Here is an 18,679-nt window from a genome sequence, read left to right as displayed (position 1 = left end):
TCACCAGTCGATGTGTCGATTCAGGTGTTGAGGAGCCGGTTGAAGAACGAGCGGTAGTGCTGCAGCGAGACCCGCAGGTCCTCCGTCGCCACCTGCTCACCGCGCCCCCACTGGCCCTCCAGGCCCTGCTTGCGCGTGGAGAAGCTGCCGGCCAGCGCCTGCATGACCTCCGCCACCAGGGTGTCCGCGGACCTCACGGCGTCCTGCGGGTCGTCGACGAACCGGCCCTGGATCTCGCTCCACTTCCTGCGGTACTCCTCGGTCTCCGTCGCGCCGAGCAGCGGCTCCTCCGTGTCGGCGTCGGCCGGACCCCTGGCGTCGGGCCGGTCGGTCGCGGTCGACTCGTCCGCCCCTGCCGCCTCGTCCGCCCCTGTCATCTCTGCCGTCCCTGTCGTCCCGGACGGGTCCTCCGTCCACTCGGAGGTGGCCTCACCCGGGTACGCCGGCGCCTGCCGTTCCTCGGCCGCGCCCGAATTCAGGATGTCTTCCGTGGTCGGACCGGATTCGGTGTCCCGGGCCTCCTGGTCTCCAGGCATACGCATGTCAACGACTCCTCTGATCCGTCAGAAGCTCTTCGAACAGGGCGCGGTAGTGCACCATCGCCCCGCGCAGTTCCTCCGTCGTCGCCCGGCCTCCGCCGCTGCGCACCTTGACGTCGTGCGCGGCCCGGTAGTGGTCGAGGGTGCGCCCGTGCTCGACGGACAGGTCGCGCAGCCGGTCCTCGTATCCCGCAGTGGGGTATCCGCGCTCGTCCAGCAGCCTGGACACGAGCTCGTCCGCTTCCGCCACGGAGTTCTCCGGGCGGTCCACGAAGTGCTCCTGGACCTCGCTCCAGGCCTCGGCGTACTCGCGCCGCCGCTCGGCGGGGAGTTCCTTGATGTCCAGCTGGTCGTGCCGCTGCTCACGGGCCCGCAGGTCGCGCTCGGCGGCCCTCGCGCCGCCCTCCTCCTGCACGGTGCGCTCGTACTCGGGGCCGAACCGTTCGCGCAGGTGCCGTCGCCGTGCTGACAGCCACAGCGTCGCGATGAGCGCGAGCACCACGACCGCCGCGATGACGATCACCACTACGAGTGTGGTTGTAGACATGTCCGCACTCCATTTCCGGGGCCTTCGCCTGTGTGTCTCGCGGCTGCCCGCGCTGCCGCCCGCCAAACCAGGGGCAGCCGTGGCGCGGCCGGGGCCGGGCCCGCCCGGCCCCGGCGGCCCGGCGTGCCCGCCCGGTGCCCGCGGGGCACCCTGGAGGCATGGTCCGAGCCAACGACCAGGTCGAGGCGATGCTCCAGGAGTACGCGGACCTCATCGCGATCCGGGGCGGGGAGGCATTCAAGGCGCGCGCCTACGAAAAGGCCGCCCGCGCCGTCGGGGGCCACCCGCAGGACGTCGCCGCCCTGGACGCCGAGGAGCTGCGCGAGATCCCGGGCGTCGGCCGGTCGGTCGCCGACAAGATCGTCGACTACCTGCGGACCGGCCGCATGTCCGTCGTCGACGAGGCCAGGGCCGCCGTGCCGTCCGGAGTGCGCGAGCTGATCGCCATCCCCGGACTCGGACCGCGCAAGGCCATGGTCCTGTACGACGAGCTGGGCATCACCTCCGTCGACCAGCTGCTCGAAGCCGTCCACCAGGAACGGCTGCGCGACCTCAAGGGCTTCGGCGAGCGGACCGAGGACAACATCCTGCACGGCATCGCACTGCTGCAGAAGGCGGGCGAGGGCCGGATCCTCGTCGGCGCCGCCATGGACGCCGCCGAACAGCTCGTCGCCGAGCTGTCCGCCGTCCGCGGCTGCGTCCGGTGCACGTACGCCGGATCACTGCGCCGCATGCGGGAGACCATCGGCGACCTCGACATCCTGGTGGCGGCGCGCCGGTCGGCGCCGTTCATGGAAGCCCTCACGTCCCTCCCGTACATCGCCGAGGTCATCGCGCGCGGCGAGAAGAAGACCTCCGTACGGACCGCCACGGGCCTCCAGGTGGACCTGCGGGTCCTCCCGCCCGCCTCCTGGGGCGCCGGCCTGCAGTACTTCACCGGGTCCAAGGCGCACAACATCCGCACCCGCGAACTCGCCGTGCGCCAGGGCCTGAAGCTCTCCGAGTACGGGCTCTTCGACGCCGAGAGCGGCGAGAGCGTCACCTCGGAGGCCGAGGAGGCCGTCTACGAACGCCTCGGCCTGCCCTGGATACCCCCGACGCTGCGCGAGGACCGCGGCGAGATCGCGGCCGGTTTGCGCGGCGAACTCCCGGACCTCCTCACGGAGAAGGACATCCGCGGCGACCTGCACACCCACACCGACCTCACGGACGGACTCGCCCCGCTGGAGGACATGGTCGCCGCCGCTGCCGCCCGGGGATACGCGTACTACGCGGTCACCGACCACGCCCCGGACCTCGCCATGCAGCGCATGACCAGCGAGAAGATCCTCGCCCAGCGCGAGCGGGTGCGGGAACTCGACGGCAGGCACCGCAGGATGCGGCTGCTGCACGGCACGGAACTCAACATCGGCCCGGACGGCTCGCTGGACTGGCCCGACGACTTCCTCGCCGGCTTCGACATCTGCGTGGCCTCGGTCCACTCGCACTTCAACCAGAGCCGGCGGGAACTGACCCGCCGCCTGATCCGCGCCTGCGAGAACCCGCACGTCGCCGTGATCGGCCACCCCACGACCCGCCGGATCGGCAAACGGCCGGGCATCGACGCCGACTTCGACGCCGTCTTCGAGGCGTGCGCCCGATCGGGCACCGCTCTGGAGATCAACGCCCACCCCGAGCGGCTCGACCTGTGCGACGAGGACATTCTGCGGGCCAAGCGGTACGGCGTGAAGTTCGCGGTGAACTCCGACGCCCACGCCACCACGCACCTGCCCTACATGCGGTACGGGGTGGGAACGGCTCAGCGCGGCTGGCTGACGGCGGACGACGTCGTCAACGCCTGGCCGCTGACGAGACTGCGCCGCTTCCTGGCCGGGAAGAGCACGTGAGCACCTGTCCTGCGGGCGCGACCGGCCCTGCACCGGCCGCGCCCGGGATCAGCTCGTGTCAGTGGCCGAAGTCGAACCAGTTGACGTTCACGAAGTCGGCCGGCTGGCCGCTGGTGAAAGTCAGGTAGACGTCGTGCGTGCCCGTGACCGCCGTGATGTTCGCCGGTACCGTGCGCCAGCTCTGCCATCCGCCGGTGTTCGCGACCGAGAAGCTGCCGACGGGTGCCGAGGTCCGGCTGTCGAGCCGTACTTCGACGAGCCCGCTGACCCCGGCGGCGGCGCCACTGGCGACCCGGCCGTGGAACTGCCTCGCCGGCGCGGAGCCGAAGTCCACGCCCCGGAAGAGGGCCCAGTCGCCGTTGCCGAGGGCCGCGAGGTTCCGGCCGCCGCCCGAGTCGGTGGAGGCTTCCGTGGCCACGCCCGACTGGCCGTCGTAGGACTCGGCCTGGATCGCGGCGTACGCGTCGCGGTTGCCGGACGGCGGGGTGGTGGGCGGCGTGGTCGGGGGAGTGGTGGGCGGTGTCGTGCCGCCGGTCGACCGCAGTACGGACACGTAGTCGACGACCATGGCGTGGCCCGGCTCGGTGCCGGCGTCGGGCCCGCCACCGAAGGCGTCGGGGAAGCCGCCGCCCATCGCGACGTTCAGGATGATGAAGTAGCCGTGGTTCGTGGCGTTGGTCCAGGTCGTCGCGTCCACCTGATCGGCTCGCACGGTGTGGAAGTTGGCCCCGTCGACGTAGAAGCGCATCTGCTCGACCGCCGTCGAGCGGTCCCACTCGACGGCGTAGGTGTGGAAGCCGGCCTGGCAGCTCGCCCCGGGGCAGACGCGCTGGCCGCCGATGCCGGACGTCTCGTTGCAGGGGCCGCCCGGGCTCGTGCCGCAATGCACGGTCGCCCAGACGGTGTTGAGGCCCTGGACGTTCTCCATGATGTCGATCTCGCCGACTCCCGGCCAGTTCCACCAGTTCCCGCGGTACGGGGTGCCGAGCATCCAGAAGGCGGGCCAGTAGCCCTTGGCGGCGGGTCCCGTGACGTTCGGCATCTGGATGCGCGCCTCGGCGCGGAGCGTACCTCCCGCCGGGGGCTGGAAATCGCCCCGCCGGGTCTCGACACGGCCGGACGTCCAACGGCCCGCCGGATCCCGCCGCGGCGTGATGCGCAGGTGCCCCGCGCCGTCGAGGGAGACGTTGGAGGGGTCGGCGGTCATCGTCTCGATCTCGCCGGTGCCGAAATTGGCCGGTCCGCCGGGGTAACTGGTGCCGGTGGTGTACTGCCAGTCGGTGGTGTTCACCCCCGAGCCGGCGGCCCCGTCGAACTCGTCCAGGAACACCTGGGTCCAGCCCGCCGGTGCGGGGGGAGCCGCGGCGTTCGCGGGCAGCACGACGCCCGCGGCGGCGGCCGCCACCAGGGCCGTCGTGCCGATCGCGGCCAGCACGGCCCGCCGTACGGTCGCTCGTTTCCTGCCGGATGTCTCGCGCATGGGTGCCCTCTCTGAAGCGCGCTGCAAGGCGCGGTGTGGGGGGGAGGTAGAGCCGGGTCCACCGTTCTGAGAGCGCTCTCAGAACGGTGGCCACTGTGCTCTGCGCCCCCCGCGACCGTCAAGGGCCGCAACCGTCAAGAGGCCTGTCAGGCAACGGAATTGCCGGCGCCGGCTCCCCGACGAGTCGGACTCGGCGGGGAGCCGGCGGGCGGTCAGCCGAAGTGGCCGAAGAGGTCGACGACGACGTGGGTGGAGCCCCAGCCGAGGTTGGCGATCTCGACCTTGCCGTCGCCGCCCACGGGTACCGTCACCAGGTTGGCCACGGTCCCTCCGGTCGTCCAGTTGAGGTTGGAGGAGTCGGGGCGGGTGGTGCCGGAGGGCCAGGCGGTCAGGTGTCCGTCTGACTTCGGGTCGGTGACCGTAACGTTCAGCACGACCGCCTTGGCCCGGCGGAGTTCACCGTTTCCGGACAGGTCGAGCACGGTGTTCCCGCGGGCGGGGACCGCCCCGGTGGTCCGGGTGTCGAGTACCCGCTTGGGGCCGGCGGTGTGGAAGGTGGCGCCGGCCTGGTCGCCGGAGTAGTAGCCGAAGACGTCGGCGATCAGGTGGGCGGTGCCCCAGCTCGCGTTGAACAGCTTCACCGTCCCGTCGGCGCCGACCGGGACCACCACGTGGTTGGGCACGGTCTGGCCCGCCGTCCAGTTGAGGCTGGAGGAGTCGGGGCGGGCGCTGCCCGACGGCCACACCGTCAGGTGCCCGGCGTCCTTCGCGTCCGTCACCGTCACGTTCAGCACCACGGCCTTGACGCCGGACTGCGGAACGCCGCCGCGGCCCGCGACCTGCAGCGACACCTCACTGCGGGCGGCCACCGGAGTGGTTCCCGGCCGGCCCACCCCCGCGCGGGAGTCCAGCAGACGGGCCGGCCCCGCCGCGGTGAAAGTGCTGCCCGAGGCGTCCGGAGCGTAGTAGCCGAAGATGTCGGCGATCAGGTGCGCCGTGCCCCAGCCGGCGTTGCGGAGGTTGACCTTGCCGTCGGCCCCCACCGGCACCACGACCTGGTTCGGCACGGTCCGCCCGGTCGTCCAGTTGAGGTTGGAGGAGTCGGGGCGGGTGGTGCCGGAGGGCCAGACGGTCAGGTGTCCGTCGGACTTCGGGTCGGTGACCGTCACGTTCAGCACGACCGCCTTGACACCGGACTGCGGAACCCCGGACCGGCCCGCGACCTGCAGCGACACCTCGCCGCCGGCCGGCACCGGTGCGGTCCCGGCCCGGCCGAGTCCCGCCCGGGTGTCGAGCAGCCGCGCCGGGGACAGCGTGGTGAGGCGGTCACCGGCCTGCGCGGCCGCGATGCCGTTGTTGGCCACGTGGATGCGCTGCCCGTCGGCGTCGGTCCACACGATGTTCGAGCCGGTCCGGTCCACGGCCCAGGACCGGTTCGCGTGGCGCTGGCCCTTCCACTCCTCGCCCTGGGCCAGGGTGCGGACCTGCACGGTGTTCTCGCCGCCGGACGCCTTGATGCCGTCGTGGAAGTCGAGCAGCAGCAGCCGGCCGCCGGCCAGGTCCTGGCGTACCAGGTAACCGTCGCCGAGAAGCGACTCCCGGCCCCAGACGCTGTTGGTCCAGCCAGTGCTCATCACCGGCACCGATAGGGTCTGGCGGGTCGCTGTGTCGTACACCCCGCTGGTGCGCACCGTGCCCTGACTGTCCTGGCAGGCCCAGGAGACGTAGCGGCCGACAGCCTCCAACAGGGTGGCCGGGCAGGGCGTGGTGAAGGTGCCCCGGTCCGCCTCGCCCTTCATGTCACTGGCGTAGACGGTCTTGTCGTCCTGCCGGGAGAGCCAGAGCGTGTCGCCCTGGACCGCGACGCCGGTCGCCTGCGTCTGGAACACCTGGGCGCGCGCGTCGAGATCCCCGACGATGACCAGGTGGTTGGACGTCCAGTTGCCGTACGCGGTCTGCGCGAGTGCGACGTAGCGGCCCGCGGCGTCCGCGGTCCGCAGGCCGTCGACGTTCCCGGTGGGGATCTTGCCGGCCCAGTCGCGGTTGCCGGCCTGGCGGATGGCGGCGGCCTGCCACTTCACCGGGTCGTACTCCAGGTACCGGCCGTCGCCGCTGGACCGGAGGCCGACGCAGCCGGCGCCGTGGCTGAAGCAGTCGCTGATGCTGTGGGTTCCGTCGAGGTACTCGAAGGTCTTGACCGGGGTCGGGTCGTTCGAGATCCGGTAGCTGCGGAACGCTCCGGTGATGTCTCCCGGCTGGAACTGGACGGTGTCCGAGGCGGCGGTGAGCACGCCGCCGCCGATCGACAGGCCGAAGACCGTGGCCGGTGCCGGCGGGACGTCCGCGAGCTTGCCGGCCTGCGGCTTGGCCGCGTCGGCCGCCGTGATCCGCTGGACGGCGACCTGGGGCTGGCTGCCGTACGCGGGGGCCTTGGGGCTGCCGACCGCGAGGAGCGAGCCGTCCGGTGCGGGCAGCAGCTGGCTGTCGGCGAACTCCAGCAGGTACTCGACGGTGCCGGAGGTCGAGCCGATCGGCGTGAAGTGCAGCGGACGGCCCCGGTCGTCGCCCGAGGACCCCTGGACGGAATCGGTGCCGATCAGCCAGTCGCCGAGCAGGCGTAGTTCGCCCGAGACCGGGTTGAGGTAGGTGGAGCTCAGCACGGTCTGCGGCTGCGCCCGGTCCAGTACGTCGACCGAGTTCTGGTCGCCGGTGCGCAGCACCTTGCCCTTGGCCAGCCGGAAGGTGTGCGAGAAGTCGTACTCGCCCTCGTCCGGCAGCGCGGTGGTCGCTCCCGTCACGACGTCAACGAGGACGGAGTGGCTGAGGTCGTCCTGGCGGTGGCGCAGGATCAGCGCGTTCTGGTCGCCGTCGTGCACCGAGGACGCGAGGGCCGCGCCGGCGGGCAGGGCCACCTTGGTGCGGACCGTGGAGGCGCCGTCCAGCCGGTTCAGGAACCAGCCGGTGACCGCGGAGGCGCTGCCCTCGAAGGTCAGCACGGTGCGCCCGTACGTCCCGTAGTAGCTCTGCCCGGTGGGGACGGTGACGGTGCCGAGCGCGACCGGCCTGCCGGTGGCCAGGTCGTACAGGTCGACCTTGGCGGGAGCCTGCGCCGTGGCCGCCGTCGGGACGGCCACGGAGTCGGAGGAGGTTCCGTAGCGGTGGTCGGGGGTACCCCGGTAGCCGCGCGAAGGCCGGCCCTGGTCCAGGCCGCCGTCGACCGGGGCGGGCAGCCGCAGCCCGGTGTCGGTGGTGGCACCGGTGTCGTACCGGGTCCACAGCAGCTGGTCGCCGCCCTCACGGGCGTGCAGGAGGCCGGTGTCACCGGCCACGAACAGCTGGTCCCGGGCCGGGAGTCCGCGCGGGGCGGCGGGCAGCACCAGTTCGGCCGGGGCGCCGGCGGCCGGGGCCGCGACCGCCACGGGCGTGGTCACGTGCAGCAGTGCGGCGCCGGCGACCAGGGCCAGCGTGGCGGCTCCCAGCCCTCGGTGCAGGCGTGACGATCGTCTTACGGTTGGGTCCACAAGCACCCTCTCATGGGCGAACACGGGAGGAAGGGGACACCACCGAGCCGGCCCCGGGCAGCCGCTGTCGCGGGCCGGTCGGCCTGGCTCTCCGTGATCGGCCCCCCTCCGATCGGGTCGGAGCATACCAACGGTGATCAGTTGCTCGCACAGGAGTTCCAGCCGCGCGCTCGATTGAATTCGGTCGTACGTTCGAAAGCTGGCAGGATGCGGGTATGGCGATGGAACGCGAAGCGTGGCCGCGCGGCGGGACGGGGATCCCCGGTGACCTGCTGCGGGCGAGGAAGCTGGCCTACGACCCGGGTGGATTCGCGTGCTCACGGCCGGTGCCCGAGGCGGAGAGCGCCGACTACGGGGCGTGCGGATTCACCGTGGACGGTCTCGCCGTCAGGTTCCGGGTGGCCAGGACGACCCCGACGAAGGCGGGCCAGTTCGTCACGGTGTGGAAGAGGTCCGCGGGCGGGCCGATCCAACCCTTCGACGCCGCGGATCCCGTCGACCTGTTCGTCATCAGTACCCGCGAGGGCGAGCGGTTCGGGCAGTTCGTGTTCCCGCGGGACGTCCTGCGCGAACGGGGCGTCGTGTCGACGAACGGATCCGGAGGCAAGCGGGCGTTCCGCGTCTATCCGCCGTGGGTGACCACCACCGCCCGCCAGGCGCACGGTACGCAGACCTGGCAGGTGGAACACTTCCTCCGGCTGTCCGGGGACGAGCCGGTGGACATGGCCCGTGCGCACGTGCTCTACCACCCCGCGCAGCGCTGATCGGGCCTCGCCGGATCCGGCAGGAGCACTTAATGCGTTGTCGCCGGCAGCCGGGCCGGGAGAGCATCCGGTGCATGGAAACGCCCGCCGAAAGCCTCAGTTCAGACCAGGTCGACCTGCACCGATGGCGCACGAGCCACCTCGACGCCCTGGAACGGGCGATCTACGAGTCGCTGGACCATCTGGTGCCGTGGATGCCCTGGGCGGCCGACCCCGGGCGACAGCAGACCGCGGATTTCCTCACCGGGATGCGGCAGAAGTGGGAGACCGGGGAGGCCTACGGCTACGCGATCACCTCCGACGCCGAAGTGGTCGGCACCTGCGTACTCATGCGCAGGATCGGAGAGGGCGGCCTGGAAATCGGCTACTGGCTCCACCCGGCCCGGACCGGACGGGGCCTGGTCACCATGGCCTGCACGGCTCTCCTCACCCAGGGTTTCCGACTGCCGGGCATCGACCGGATCGAGATCCACCACGACGCCGCCAACCACGCCAGCGGGGCCGTCGCCCGACGCCTGGGTTTCACCGAGGTCGAGCGCGTACCGGCGCCCGAAGGCCCGCTCGCCCCGGGCGAATCGGGGATCGACGTCATCTGGCGGATGGCGGCGGAGCAGTGGCGGGCACGGCCGGCCGGGACCGCCGCCCGGCAGGCCCCGTAAAGTGCCGTTGCCATGACAGACCTTGCGTCCTTCACCTTCGTGCGGCACACCGACGGGCTCCGCCACCTCTTCGAACGCGCCGGCGAGCACAACGGGCGGCCGGCCTACCGTCGGACGGACGGGAAGGTGTGGTGCGTCTGGTCGGCGCCCGACGGTTGGCACTGCGAGATCGCCGGCGGTCTCGTCACCGCCCACCCCGTCGACGGCCGCGCCGACGGACCCGAACCGCCGGCCACCGTCTGGCTCAGCTTCAAGAACGACCGCTCCTACCGCTACGACCTCCGGACCGTGCCCGGACCGTCCCGCGCGTAGACCGCCCAAGAGGGCGCCAGGCCGTGCGGTCCATTCCCAGGCACGGCACCGCCCGGCAACGCCCGTCCGCCGCGGCGGTCCGCGCGGCGGGCGGGACTCACCCGGCCGGTCCAATGCGCCGCCCGTTTCAGCGCGGTGGGCCGAGTACCTCCTCGGCGCCGGGCAGGTCGTGGACGGAGACGCCCCTGCCGGTCAGCGGCAACAGGCCCGCCAGCGGGCACGACACGGGCATCTCATGGTCGACCTCCCACTGCCCGACCTTGTTCCCGCCGGTGTGGTCCGTCGTGCAGACGGCGTACAGATGACCGGCGCACCCCCGGCAGAGCAGGGGCTGGTGGCCCTTCACGAGTGCCCCGCCGGACGGCCCGCCGGGTGCCGGAATCCCGGCGTGCCGCGGCCGCCGGGCGCTTGTACCGTCGGTCGCGACAGGAGTCCTCGAGATCCGACAGGACCCCACAGGCCGGTTCGCGCATGCGGAACACGTCCCGTCAGCGCGCCGAGCCACCCGTGTGCCGCCCGCGCCGACGCCGAGCCGGTCCGCCCCTCGCGACGCGACAGGGCGCACGCGCAGCCCCCGTGAGAGAGGCCGTGCCGATGTCGAAGGATGTTCCGATAACGAGCCTGCTGCGTGTGGAGAAGGGCGTTGCCGCCCCGGAGGAAGTGGCCGCGATCGCGGTCGTCATCGCCTGTTACGCGCACCGCACCGCCATCGAGCGTGACCGTGGCCGCGGCGCGACGGGCGGCGCCGACAGGGGGGCCGGCAGCGGCGCCGGCCGCCGCCGTACCGTCCAGCCCCACGCCGGCTGCTGGGCCGGCTGCTGGACCTGCCGCTGAACCCCGTCCGCCGGCCGCGCGCACGGCCGGCGGACGGGGGGAGTGGGTGGTCACGCCCGGCGCAGCACCGTCGAGAGGACCTCGCGCAGCACCGACGCGGGGTCGGCCACGGCGCCTTCCGAGCGCCAGGCCACGAACCCGTCCGGGCGTACGAGCACGGCGCCGTCGGCGCCCAGCCGGTGGACCTCGGTCCACGGCGCGCCGCCCTCCGGGACGAGGTCCGCACCCGGCCCGGAGCCGATCGTGTACGCGTCCAGCCGCAGCCCCAGCTGTCGGGCCGCCTGCTCCGCGGCAGCCTGCCACGGCGTACCCGCGCCGCTGAGCAGCACGAAGGAACGCTCGTACAGGTCCAGGGTGGAGATCCGCTCACCGGCCCTGGTCAGCCACATGTGCGGGGCCCGGGTCCCGGTGTCTCCCATAGACCGCAGCGTCTCCGGGATGACGGGCCGCGCCGGGTCGCCGCCGACGAGCGCGCCCTGCGTGTAGCAGTAGGCCATCGCCGTCGTGAGGACACCGCTGCCCGGTCCGCCGCCCATGGTGGGCGGAGGCGCGTACCCCGGGTGGCTGTGCTCGGCCGAACGGGCCGACGCACGCTCGCTCGTGGCTCTCGCCACCGGAAGCCGCTCGGCCTGGTAGGTGTCGAGCAGCTCGATGCCCGCCGACCCGTCCAGCACCGCGGCGATCTTCCACGCCAGGTTGTGGGCGTCCTGGATGCCCGTGTTGGAACCGAAGGCCCCGGTGGGCGACATCTCGTGCGCTGCGTCCCCCGCCAGGAACACCCGACCGGACGAATACCGCTCGGCCACCCGTTCGGCCGCGTGCCACGGCGCCTTGCCGCTGATCTCCACGTCCAGGTCGGGTACGCCGACCGCCTCGCGGATCTGGTCCACGCACCGCTCGTCGGTGAAGTCCTCCAGGGTTTCTCCCTGGTCGGGGTGCCAGGGGGCGTGGAAGACCCACTGCGTGTCGTTGTCCACCGGCAGCAGCGCCCCGTCGGCACCCGGGCGCATCAGGTAGCAGACGATGAAGCGCAGGTCGCCCAGCACCTTCACGAGCCGTTCCGAGCGGAAGGTGACGCTCACGTTGTGGAACAGCTCGCCGTTACCCGTCTGGGGGATCCGCAGCTGTTCGCGGACGGGGCTGCGCGGTCCGTCCGCCGCGATCAGGAAGTCCGCGCGCACCGTGATGTGCTCGCCCGTCGTGCGGTTCTTCACGACGGCGTTCACCCCGGTGGAGTCCTGGTCGAAGCTCATCAGCTCGTTGCCGAAGCGGATGTCGGCGCCCTGAGCACGACTCTGCTCGGCCAGCACGGGCTCGACGTTGTTCTGGCTGCACAGGCACCACCCCGTCGGGCTGAAACGCGCCAGCGCTCCGGACGGGTCGATCGACTTGATCAGCCAGTTGTGGTCGGCGGTGTCGGTCAACGACCGCGCCTGCAGAATGCCCTGGATGCCCTCCAGCACGGACGCCGCCCGGCGGATCGCGTGCTCCGCCCCTGCCGTACGGAAGAGCTCCATCGTCCGGGCGTTGATGCCGCGGCCGCGCGGGTGCACGGAGGTATCGGAGTGCTTCTCGACCAGCAGGTGCCTCACTCCGTGGCGGCTCAGGAAAAGTGAGGTGGACAGGCCCACGAGGGAGCCGCCCACGACGAGAACCGGTACGCGAACATCGGCGTTGTCTTCCATCAGCTGCGGGCTCCTGTTTTCTGTGTGGGGGAGTGGACTCTTTATGCCCCCGATCCGCGATGAGGCCCAGTTGATTCGCCGGTTGTCACCCGCTTGATCCCGACATGTAGCGGTACGCCCCTACCCGGATGACGATGAGCGACAGCGGCTCCCCCTGAGACGCGCCGGCCTGTCGTTCCCGAGAGGGCGGCCGCCGGCCCGGGCGGACGCCACCGGTGACGGACGAGGGGTCCGTACGCGATGGATCTCCACCCCCTCATGAAGGAGTGAGTAGATGACAACCACCCTCTCCGAACGGGTGTCGCAGTCAGCCTTCGACGGCTCCATGCTCCGGGTCGTCCTTCTGATGGATCTCCACGAGGGGACCCAGCAGCAGTTCTTCGAGGCGTACGAAAAGCTCCGCAACGACATCGCGTCGGTCCCGGGCCACATCAGCGACCAGCTGTGCCAGTCCTTCGAGAACCCCTCGCAGTGGCTGATCACGAGCGAGTGGGAGAGCGCCCCGCAATACCTCGCCTGGGTCAACAGCGAGCACCACGCCGAACAGGTGCGGCCGCTGGGTGCGTGCGCGCGCTCCATGCGCCCGCTCAAGTTCACCGTCCTGCGCGAGACCGGACGGGGCTACGACCAGGCGGCCCGCCCGCCCACGGCGCGCCTGCAGTCCACGCCCCGCCTGGGCGCCGGCATCGTGCGCCACGCCCTCACCTTCACGGTCAAGCCGGGCAGCGAGAAGGACGTCGCGTCCATCCTCTCCAGCTACGCCTCCCCGGCGGCCCGCGTCGACGACCACACCCGCCTGTGCCGCACCTCGCTGTTCATGCACGGCAACCGGGTGGTACGGACGGTCGAGGTCCAGGGCGACCTGATGGCGGCCCTGAGGCACGTCTCGGAACAGCCCGAGGTGCGCGCCGTCGAGGAGGCCATCAACCCCTACCTCGAACAGGACCGCGACCTCGGCGACCCGGAATCGGCCCGCATGTTCTTCATGCGCGCCGCCGTCCCGGCCGTCCACCACATCGCCGCACCGGAGCCCGAGTCCGCCGAGGTGCAGCGGCACGCGGTCTTCTACCCGGCGAAGCCCGGCTGCGGCCAGGCACTCGCCAGGTTCCTGGCCCGGCAGGACGAGGAGGCCGCACGCCGGCCCCGGAGCCCCGTTCGGAGCAGCAGCATCTTCCAGCGCGACGACATCGTCGTCCGGCTGATCGACGTACACGGCCCGCTGGAGGCCGACCCCGAGACCGTCTACGGCATCTCGGGCCCCCGGAAGGCCGCGGTGCTCGACCGGCTGACGCTCGCGCCCGACGGGCGGGGCCGCGCCGCACACCACACCATGAAGCTGATCACCGACCGCCGGGCACCCGCGCAGTCCTGATCCTCCCCGGGGCCCTCCTTCCGGCCGGCCCCACTGCGGCCCCCGGCCCCCACCGACCCCACACCCCCACCCCGATCTCCGTCGAGGCTCTCCCCACACGCCAGGAGGCACCCACCATGACCCAACAGCGCCCACGCATCGTGGACCTGAGCGAGACGCCGCCCAACCGCCGGCGCGGTGGCGACCTGCGGGCCGTTCTCACCCCGACCTCGGTGGGTTCGACCAGCGGCTTCATGGGCCTGGCCATCATGGCCCCCGGAGAGTCGATCGCCGAGCACTACCACCCGTACTCGGAGGAGTTCGTGTACGTCGTCAGCGGCCGGCTGGAGGTCGACCTCGACGGGGAGCCCCACCCGCTGCGCACCGACCAGGGGCTGCTCGTGCCCCTGAACACGCGCCACCGCTTCCGCAACGTCGGGGACACCGAAGCCCGCATGGTCTTCCACCTCGGCCCCCTCGCCCCGCGCCCCGAACTGGGACACGTGGACACCGAGCAGGCCCCGAACCCGGAGGGAACCGCATGGGAGCAGCCGCCGGACCGTACAGGAGCGGTCTCGTGACCCGCCGGCGGGTGGCCGTCACCGGAGTGGGCGTCGTCGCGCCCGGCGGCATCGGAGTCCGCGACTTCTGGGACCTGCTGGCCAACGGGCGTACGGCGACACGGGGCATCAGTCTCTTCGACCCGACGGGCTTCCGCTCACGGATAGCCGCCGAGGTCGACTTCGACCCCGCCGAGCACGGCCTCGACGAGGAGGAGGCGGCCCGCGCGGACCGGTACATCCAGTTCGCCCTGGTCGCCGCCCGCGAGGCGGTGCGCGACGCCGGACTCGACCTCACCGCGGACGAGGCCTGGCGGACCGGCGTCTCCCTCGGCACCGCCGTCGGCGGCACCACCCGTCTGGAGCACGACTACGTCGCCGTGAGCCAGTCCGGCTCCTGGTGGGACGTGGACCACAAGCTGGCCGGCCCGCACCTGCACCGGGCGTTCACACCGGCCACCCTCGCCTCCGCCGTCGCGGAGCAGACGGGAGCACGCGGCCCCGTCCAGACCGTCTCCACCGGCTGCACCTCGGGACTCGACGCCATCGGGTACGCCGTGCACGCCATCGCGGAGGGCCGGATGGACGTCTGCATCGCCGGGGCCTCGGACTCGCCCATATCGCCGATCACCGTGGCCTGCTTCGACGCCATCAAGGCGACCTCGCCGAACAACGACGACCCGGCCCACGCCTCACGGCCGTTCGACGCCGACCGGGACGGATTCGTCCTCGGCGAGGGCGGCGCCGTCCTCGTACTCGAAGAGCTGGAACGCGCCCGCGCCCGCGGCGCGACCGTCTACTGCGAGATCGGCGGCTACGCCACCTTCGGCAACGCCCACCACATGACCGGGCTGACCACCGAAGGCCTGGAGATGGCCCGGGCCATCGAAACCGCCCTCGCCCAGGCCGGAGTCGCCGCCGACGAGATCGACTACGTCAACGCGCACGGCTCGGGCACCAAGCAGAACGACCGCCACGAGACCGCGGCGGTCAAGAAGGTCCTGGGCGCGCACGCCTACAGGACGCCGATGACCTCCATCAAATCCATGGTGGGACACTCCCTCGGCGCCATCGGGGCCATCGAACTCGCCGCCTGCGTCCTCGCCATGGTCCACCAGGTGGTCCCGCCGACCGCCAACTACGAGACGCCCGACCCCGAATGCGACCTGGACTACGTGCCCAAGGTGGCCCGGGACCGGAAACTGCGCAGCGTGCTCTCCGTGGGCAGCGGCTTCGGCGGCTTCCAGTCCGCCGTGGTCATGACCCGGCCGAAGGAGGAGGTCTCGTGACCAGCCGTACGGTCATCACGGGCATCGGGGTCGTCGCCCCCAACGGCGTCGGCGCCGACGTCTTCTGGAAGGCCACCCAGTCCGGCGCCAGCGTCCTGGACCGCGTCACCAGGGCGGGCTGCGAGCACCTGCCGCTGCGCGTCGCGGGAGAGGTCAGGGGCTTCGACCCCGGCGCGCTGGTCGAGGACCGCTTCCTCGTCCAGACCGACCGGTTCACCCACCACGCGCTCGCCGCGGCCGACCTCGCCCTGGAGGACGCCAGGCTCGGCCGTGCCGACTACGAGCGCGACCCCTTCTCCTTCGGCGTCGTCACCGCAGCCGGCTCCGGCGGCGGTGAGTTCGGCCAGCGCGAACTGCAGCACCTCTGGGAGCAGGGGCCGCGCTTCGTGGGGCCGTACCAGTCGATCGCCTGGTTCTACGCCGCGAGCACGGGCCAGATCTCCATCCGCCGCGGGCTGAAGGGGCCTTGCGGGGTCGTCTGCAGCGACGAGGCGGGCGGGCTCGACGCCTTCGCGCACGCCGTCCGGGCGATCCGCCAGGGCAGCCGGGCCATGCTCGTCGGAGCGACGGAGGCGCCCCTCGCGCCGTACTCCATCGTCTGCCAGCTGGAGTACGAGGGGCTGAGCACGCGGGACGACCCGGAGCGCGCCTACCGGCCGTTCACCGACCAGGCCTGCGGCTTCGTCCCTGCCGAGGGCGGCGCCATGTTCGTCGTCGAGGACGAGGCCGAAGCCCGCCGCCGCGGCGCCAGCGTACGCGCCGTACTGGCGGGCCACGCCGCGACCTTCAGCGGCACCCGGCGGCGCGACGAGGCCGGCGAGGGGCTGGCCCACGCCGTCCGCGGCGCCCTCCGGGAAGCCGGCTGCGCCCCCGAGGACATCGACGTGGTCTTCGCCGACGCCCTCGGGACCCCCGAGGCCGACGCGGCCGAAGCGGCCGCGATCGTCCACGCACTGGGCGACCACGGACACAAGGTGCCGGTCACGGCGCCCAAGTCCGGTACCGGCCGGGCGTACTGCGCGGCTCCCGCCCTCGACACCGCGGCCGCGGTCCTGGCGCTGGAACACGGCGTCGTCCCGCCGACCCCGAACGTCTACGACGTGTGCCACGACCTCGACGTGGTGACGGGCAGCGCCCGGCCGGCGGAGCTGCGCACGGCGCTCGTGCTCAGCCGCGGCCGGATGGGGTCGAACTCCGCGCTCGTCGTCCGCAAGGGCTCCCCGACGGACTCCTAGCCCGCCGGGACCCGAGCGGTACCCCCAAGGAAAAGAGCATCCACATGTCCGACCGACTGACCGTGGAGGAGCTGGCGGCCCTGATGAAGACCGCCGGTATCACCGTCGACCCCATCGAGATGGCGAGACGTCCGGACGCGCCCTTCCACGAGTACGGCCTCGATTCGCTGGGCCTGCTCGGCATCGTCGGTGAGCTGGAGAACCGGCGCGGACGGGCCCTGCCCACCGAGGCCGACCGCTGCAAGACCCCCGGGGAATTCCTCGACCTCGTCAACAACAGCCTGATGACCGGAGCCTGACATGCCAGGACACACCGAGAACGAGATCACCGTCAACGCGCCCGTGGAGCTCGTCTGGGAGATGACCAACGACCTCCCCAACTGGCCCCAGCTGTTCAGCGAGTACGCCTCGCTGGAGATCCTCGAGCAGAAGGGGGACACGACCACGTTCCGCCTGACCATGCACCCCGACGAGAACGGCAAGGTGTGGAGCTGGGTCTCGGAGCGGACCGTCGACCGCGAGGGCCTCACGGTCCGCGCCCGGCGGGTGGAGACGGGCCCCTTCGCCCACATGGACATCCACTGGCAGTACTTCAAGGTGCCCGGCGGCACCCGGATGAAGTGGACGCAGGACTTCGCGATGAAGCCCGACGCGCCCGTGGACGACGCCTGGATGACCGACAACATCAACCGCAACTCCCCGATCCAGATGGCACTCATCCGGGACAAGATCGAGCAGCGCGAACGCGAGAGCCGCACCCCCGCCGTCAGCCGTCTCTGACGTCTCCGACGTCTCTGAAACGAAAGGCAAGCAGTCGGATGAACGACACGCACCGCGCTCTCATCGTCGCCCGCATGGCGCCGGGATCGGGCCCCGACATCGCCGAGCTCTTCGCGGACTCGGACGCGGGTGAACTGCCGCACCTGGTAGGGGTCACACGCCGGAGCCTCTTCCAGTTCGGCGACGTCTACATGCACTTCATCGAGGCGGACCGGCCGCCCGGTCCGGCCATCGCCAAGGTCACCGACCACCCGGAGTTCCGCAGGCTGAGCGACCGGCTCACGGCGTACATCAGCCCGCACGACCCGGAGACCTGGCGCAGCCCGAAGGACGCGATGGCCCACGAGTTCTACCGCTGGGAGAACCCCGGCGCGAAGTGACCCGGCGGCCCGGACGGGACCCGCACACCGGCGTGTGCGGGTCCCGCCGCGCGTCGCCCGCCGGGCGTCCGCAGGCCCGGGAACAGAGAACCGAGAGCCGAGCCGAGAAGCCGAGCCGAGAGCAGAGGGCAGGAAACGGCATGAACCCGACAGACCCCGACCACTTCCCGACGGATCCGGGCCGTCCGCACGACGGGGAGCACCCCCGTACCTCGCTGCGCGCCCTCGTCCTGTCCGGGTCCTCCCGTACCGGCTCGGTCAACGTCCGGCTCGCGGCCCTCGTAGCCGAGATGGTGCGCGAGGCCGGGGCAGTGGCGGAACCCGTCACCCTCCGCGACTTCCCCATGCCCCCGTACGACGGCGACGCGGAAGCCGGCGAAGGGCTGCCCGAGGGCGCCCTGGCCCTGTGCGAGCGGATCGAGGCCGCGCAGGCGCTGATCATCGCCTCGCCCGAGTACAACGCCTCCGTGCCGGGCGTCCTGAAGAACGCCGTCGACTGGGTGTCCCGCTACCGGCCGCAGCCCTTCAAGGACAAGCAGACCCTGCTGGTGTCGGCCTCGCCCTCGATGGTCGGCGGCAACCGCGGACTGTGGGCCCTGCGCGTACCCCTCGAACACCTCGGCGCCCGCGTCTACCCCGACATGTTCAGCCTGGCCGGTGCCCACCACGCCTTCGCCGAGGACGGCGGCCTCACCGATCCGGGTCTCGGCGAGCGGCTGGCCGCGACGATCGGCTCGTTCCTCGACCTCGTCGAGGCGGACACGCGCTACCTGTGCCTGCAGCGACGCTGGTACGAGTTCCTGGGCGACCGCACCGACGCCCCGGTCACCTCCCGCGCCCAGGACTGATCATCATCG

Annotated in this window: 19 protein-coding genes; 13 read left to right on the top strand and 6 right to left on the bottom strand. The window is 72.0% G+C overall.

Features of this window, described 5'->3' with window-relative positions; all coding sequences use genetic code 11:
- Positions 1-20 precede the first annotated feature (20 nt).
- Entirely contained in the window at positions 21-542 is a 522-nt protein-coding gene (locus AB0F82_RS04165) for a hypothetical protein (RefSeq protein ID WP_362623776.1), read from the bottom strand.
- Between the two features lies 1 nt (position 543).
- Positions 544-1,086, bottom strand: a complete 543-nt coding sequence (locus tag AB0F82_RS04160) for a hypothetical protein (protein ID WP_356816057.1) — start codon at positions 1,084-1,086, stop codon at positions 544-546.
- Positions 1,087-1,244: 158 nt separating this feature from the next.
- Here AB0F82_RS04160 and polX point away from each other — a divergent pair, with 158 nt between their 5' ends.
- Positions 1,245-2,972, top strand: coding sequence for a DNA polymerase/3'-5' exonuclease PolX (gene polX / locus AB0F82_RS04155; RefSeq protein ID WP_362623773.1), 1,728 nt, complete (start codon positions 1,245-1,247; stop codon positions 2,970-2,972).
- A gap of 58 nt (positions 2,973-3,030) precedes the next feature.
- Here the strand turns inward: polX and AB0F82_RS04150 are convergent, their stop codons facing one another.
- Complete coding sequence (locus AB0F82_RS04150) at positions 3,031-4,452, bottom strand: glycoside hydrolase family 16 protein (protein WP_356816012.1); 1,422 nt, start codon at positions 4,450-4,452, stop codon at positions 3,031-3,033.
- 212 nt (positions 4,453-4,664) lie between these two features.
- Entirely contained in the window at positions 4,665-7,973 is a 3,309-nt protein-coding gene (locus tag AB0F82_RS04145) for a hypothetical protein (RefSeq protein ID WP_362623770.1), read from the bottom strand.
- A gap of 215 nt (positions 7,974-8,188) precedes the next feature.
- On the opposite strand from AB0F82_RS04145, the gene AB0F82_RS04140 reads away from it, so the two are divergent.
- The 3 genes from AB0F82_RS04140 (at position 8,189) to AB0F82_RS04130 (ending at position 9,708) form a co-directional block, all read left to right on the top strand.
- A complete protein-coding gene (locus tag AB0F82_RS04140; protein ID WP_362623767.1) occupies positions 8,189-8,737 on the top strand; it encodes a MepB family protein in 549 nt (182 codons plus the stop codon).
- A gap of 74 nt (positions 8,738-8,811) precedes the next feature.
- On the top strand, positions 8,812-9,396 hold the full coding sequence (locus AB0F82_RS04135; protein ID WP_362623764.1) for a GNAT family N-acetyltransferase: 585 nt from the start codon (positions 8,812-8,814) through the stop codon (positions 9,394-9,396).
- A 12-nt stretch (positions 9,397-9,408) separates the two neighbouring features.
- Positions 9,409-9,708: a hypothetical protein gene (locus tag AB0F82_RS04130; RefSeq protein WP_356815975.1), complete on the top strand. Its 300-nt coding sequence runs from the start codon at positions 9,409-9,411 to the stop codon at positions 9,706-9,708.
- Positions 9,709-9,835: 127 nt separating this feature from the next.
- Here AB0F82_RS04130 and AB0F82_RS04125 read toward each other — a convergent pair whose 3' ends face one another.
- Positions 9,836-10,054, bottom strand: a complete 219-nt coding sequence (locus AB0F82_RS04125) for a hypothetical protein (RefSeq protein ID WP_030818030.1) — start codon at positions 10,052-10,054, stop codon at positions 9,836-9,838.
- A 248-nt stretch (positions 10,055-10,302) separates the two neighbouring features.
- Here AB0F82_RS04125 and AB0F82_RS04120 point away from each other — a divergent pair, with 248 nt between their 5' ends.
- Positions 10,303-10,542: an acyl-CoA carboxylase epsilon subunit gene (locus AB0F82_RS04120; RefSeq protein ID WP_362623761.1), complete on the top strand. Its 240-nt coding sequence runs from the start codon at positions 10,303-10,305 to the stop codon at positions 10,540-10,542.
- A gap of 50 nt (positions 10,543-10,592) precedes the next feature.
- Here AB0F82_RS04120 and AB0F82_RS04115 read toward each other — a convergent pair whose 3' ends face one another.
- The gene (locus tag AB0F82_RS04115) at positions 10,593-12,227 is read right to left on the bottom strand and encodes an FAD-dependent oxidoreductase (protein WP_362623758.1); all 1,635 of its coding nucleotides are present in this window, start codon (positions 12,225-12,227) and stop codon (positions 10,593-10,595) included.
- A 274-nt stretch (positions 12,228-12,501) separates the two neighbouring features.
- Here AB0F82_RS04115 and AB0F82_RS04110 point away from each other — a divergent pair, with 274 nt between their 5' ends.
- The 8 genes from AB0F82_RS04110 (at position 12,502) to AB0F82_RS04075 (ending at position 18,670) form a co-directional block, all read left to right on the top strand.
- Complete coding sequence (locus AB0F82_RS04110; protein WP_356816059.1) at positions 12,502-13,599, top strand: SchA/CurD-like domain-containing protein; 1,098 nt, start codon at positions 12,502-12,504, stop codon at positions 13,597-13,599.
- Between the two features lie 116 nt (positions 13,600-13,715).
- Positions 13,716-14,159, top strand: a complete 444-nt coding sequence (locus AB0F82_RS04105) for a cupin domain-containing protein (RefSeq protein WP_030965476.1) — start codon at positions 13,716-13,718, stop codon at positions 14,157-14,159.
- The gene (locus tag AB0F82_RS04100) at positions 14,156-15,427 is read left to right on the top strand and encodes a beta-ketoacyl-[acyl-carrier-protein] synthase family protein (protein WP_362623754.1); all 1,272 of its coding nucleotides are present in this window, start codon (positions 14,156-14,158) and stop codon (positions 15,425-15,427) included. Before AB0F82_RS04105 ends, AB0F82_RS04100 begins: the two co-directional genes overlap by 4 nt.
- On the top strand, positions 15,424-16,662 hold the full coding sequence (locus AB0F82_RS04095) for a beta-ketoacyl synthase N-terminal-like domain-containing protein (protein WP_362623752.1): 1,239 nt from the start codon (positions 15,424-15,426) through the stop codon (positions 16,660-16,662). The genes AB0F82_RS04100 and AB0F82_RS04095 overlap by 4 nt, the downstream gene beginning before the upstream one ends.
- A gap of 44 nt (positions 16,663-16,706) precedes the next feature.
- On the top strand, positions 16,707-16,961 hold the full coding sequence (locus AB0F82_RS04090; RefSeq protein WP_362623750.1) for an acyl carrier protein: 255 nt from the start codon (positions 16,707-16,709) through the stop codon (positions 16,959-16,961).
- Between the two features lies 1 nt (position 16,962).
- Positions 16,963-17,442 carry an SRPBCC family protein gene (locus AB0F82_RS04085; protein WP_362623747.1) on the top strand — a complete coding sequence of 160 codons (480 nt, stop codon included), beginning with the start codon at positions 16,963-16,965 and terminating at the stop codon, positions 17,440-17,442.
- Between the two features lie 38 nt (positions 17,443-17,480).
- On the top strand, positions 17,481-17,822 hold the full coding sequence (locus tag AB0F82_RS04080; RefSeq protein WP_362623744.1) for a TcmI family type II polyketide cyclase: 342 nt from the start codon (positions 17,481-17,483) through the stop codon (positions 17,820-17,822).
- Between the two features lie 215 nt (positions 17,823-18,037).
- Positions 18,038-18,670, top strand: coding sequence for an NADPH-dependent FMN reductase (locus tag AB0F82_RS04075; RefSeq protein WP_362624392.1), 633 nt, complete (start codon positions 18,038-18,040; stop codon positions 18,668-18,670).
- The last annotated feature ends 9 nt before the right edge of the window (positions 18,671-18,679 follow it).

The organism is Streptomyces virginiae, assembly GCF_040638905.1.
Classification (GTDB): domain Bacteria; phylum Actinomycetota; class Actinomycetes; order Streptomycetales; family Streptomycetaceae; genus Streptomyces; species Streptomyces virginiae_B.
Note: the sequence above shows the minus strand (reverse complement) of the source record. Positions and strands in the feature narration are given on the sequence as shown.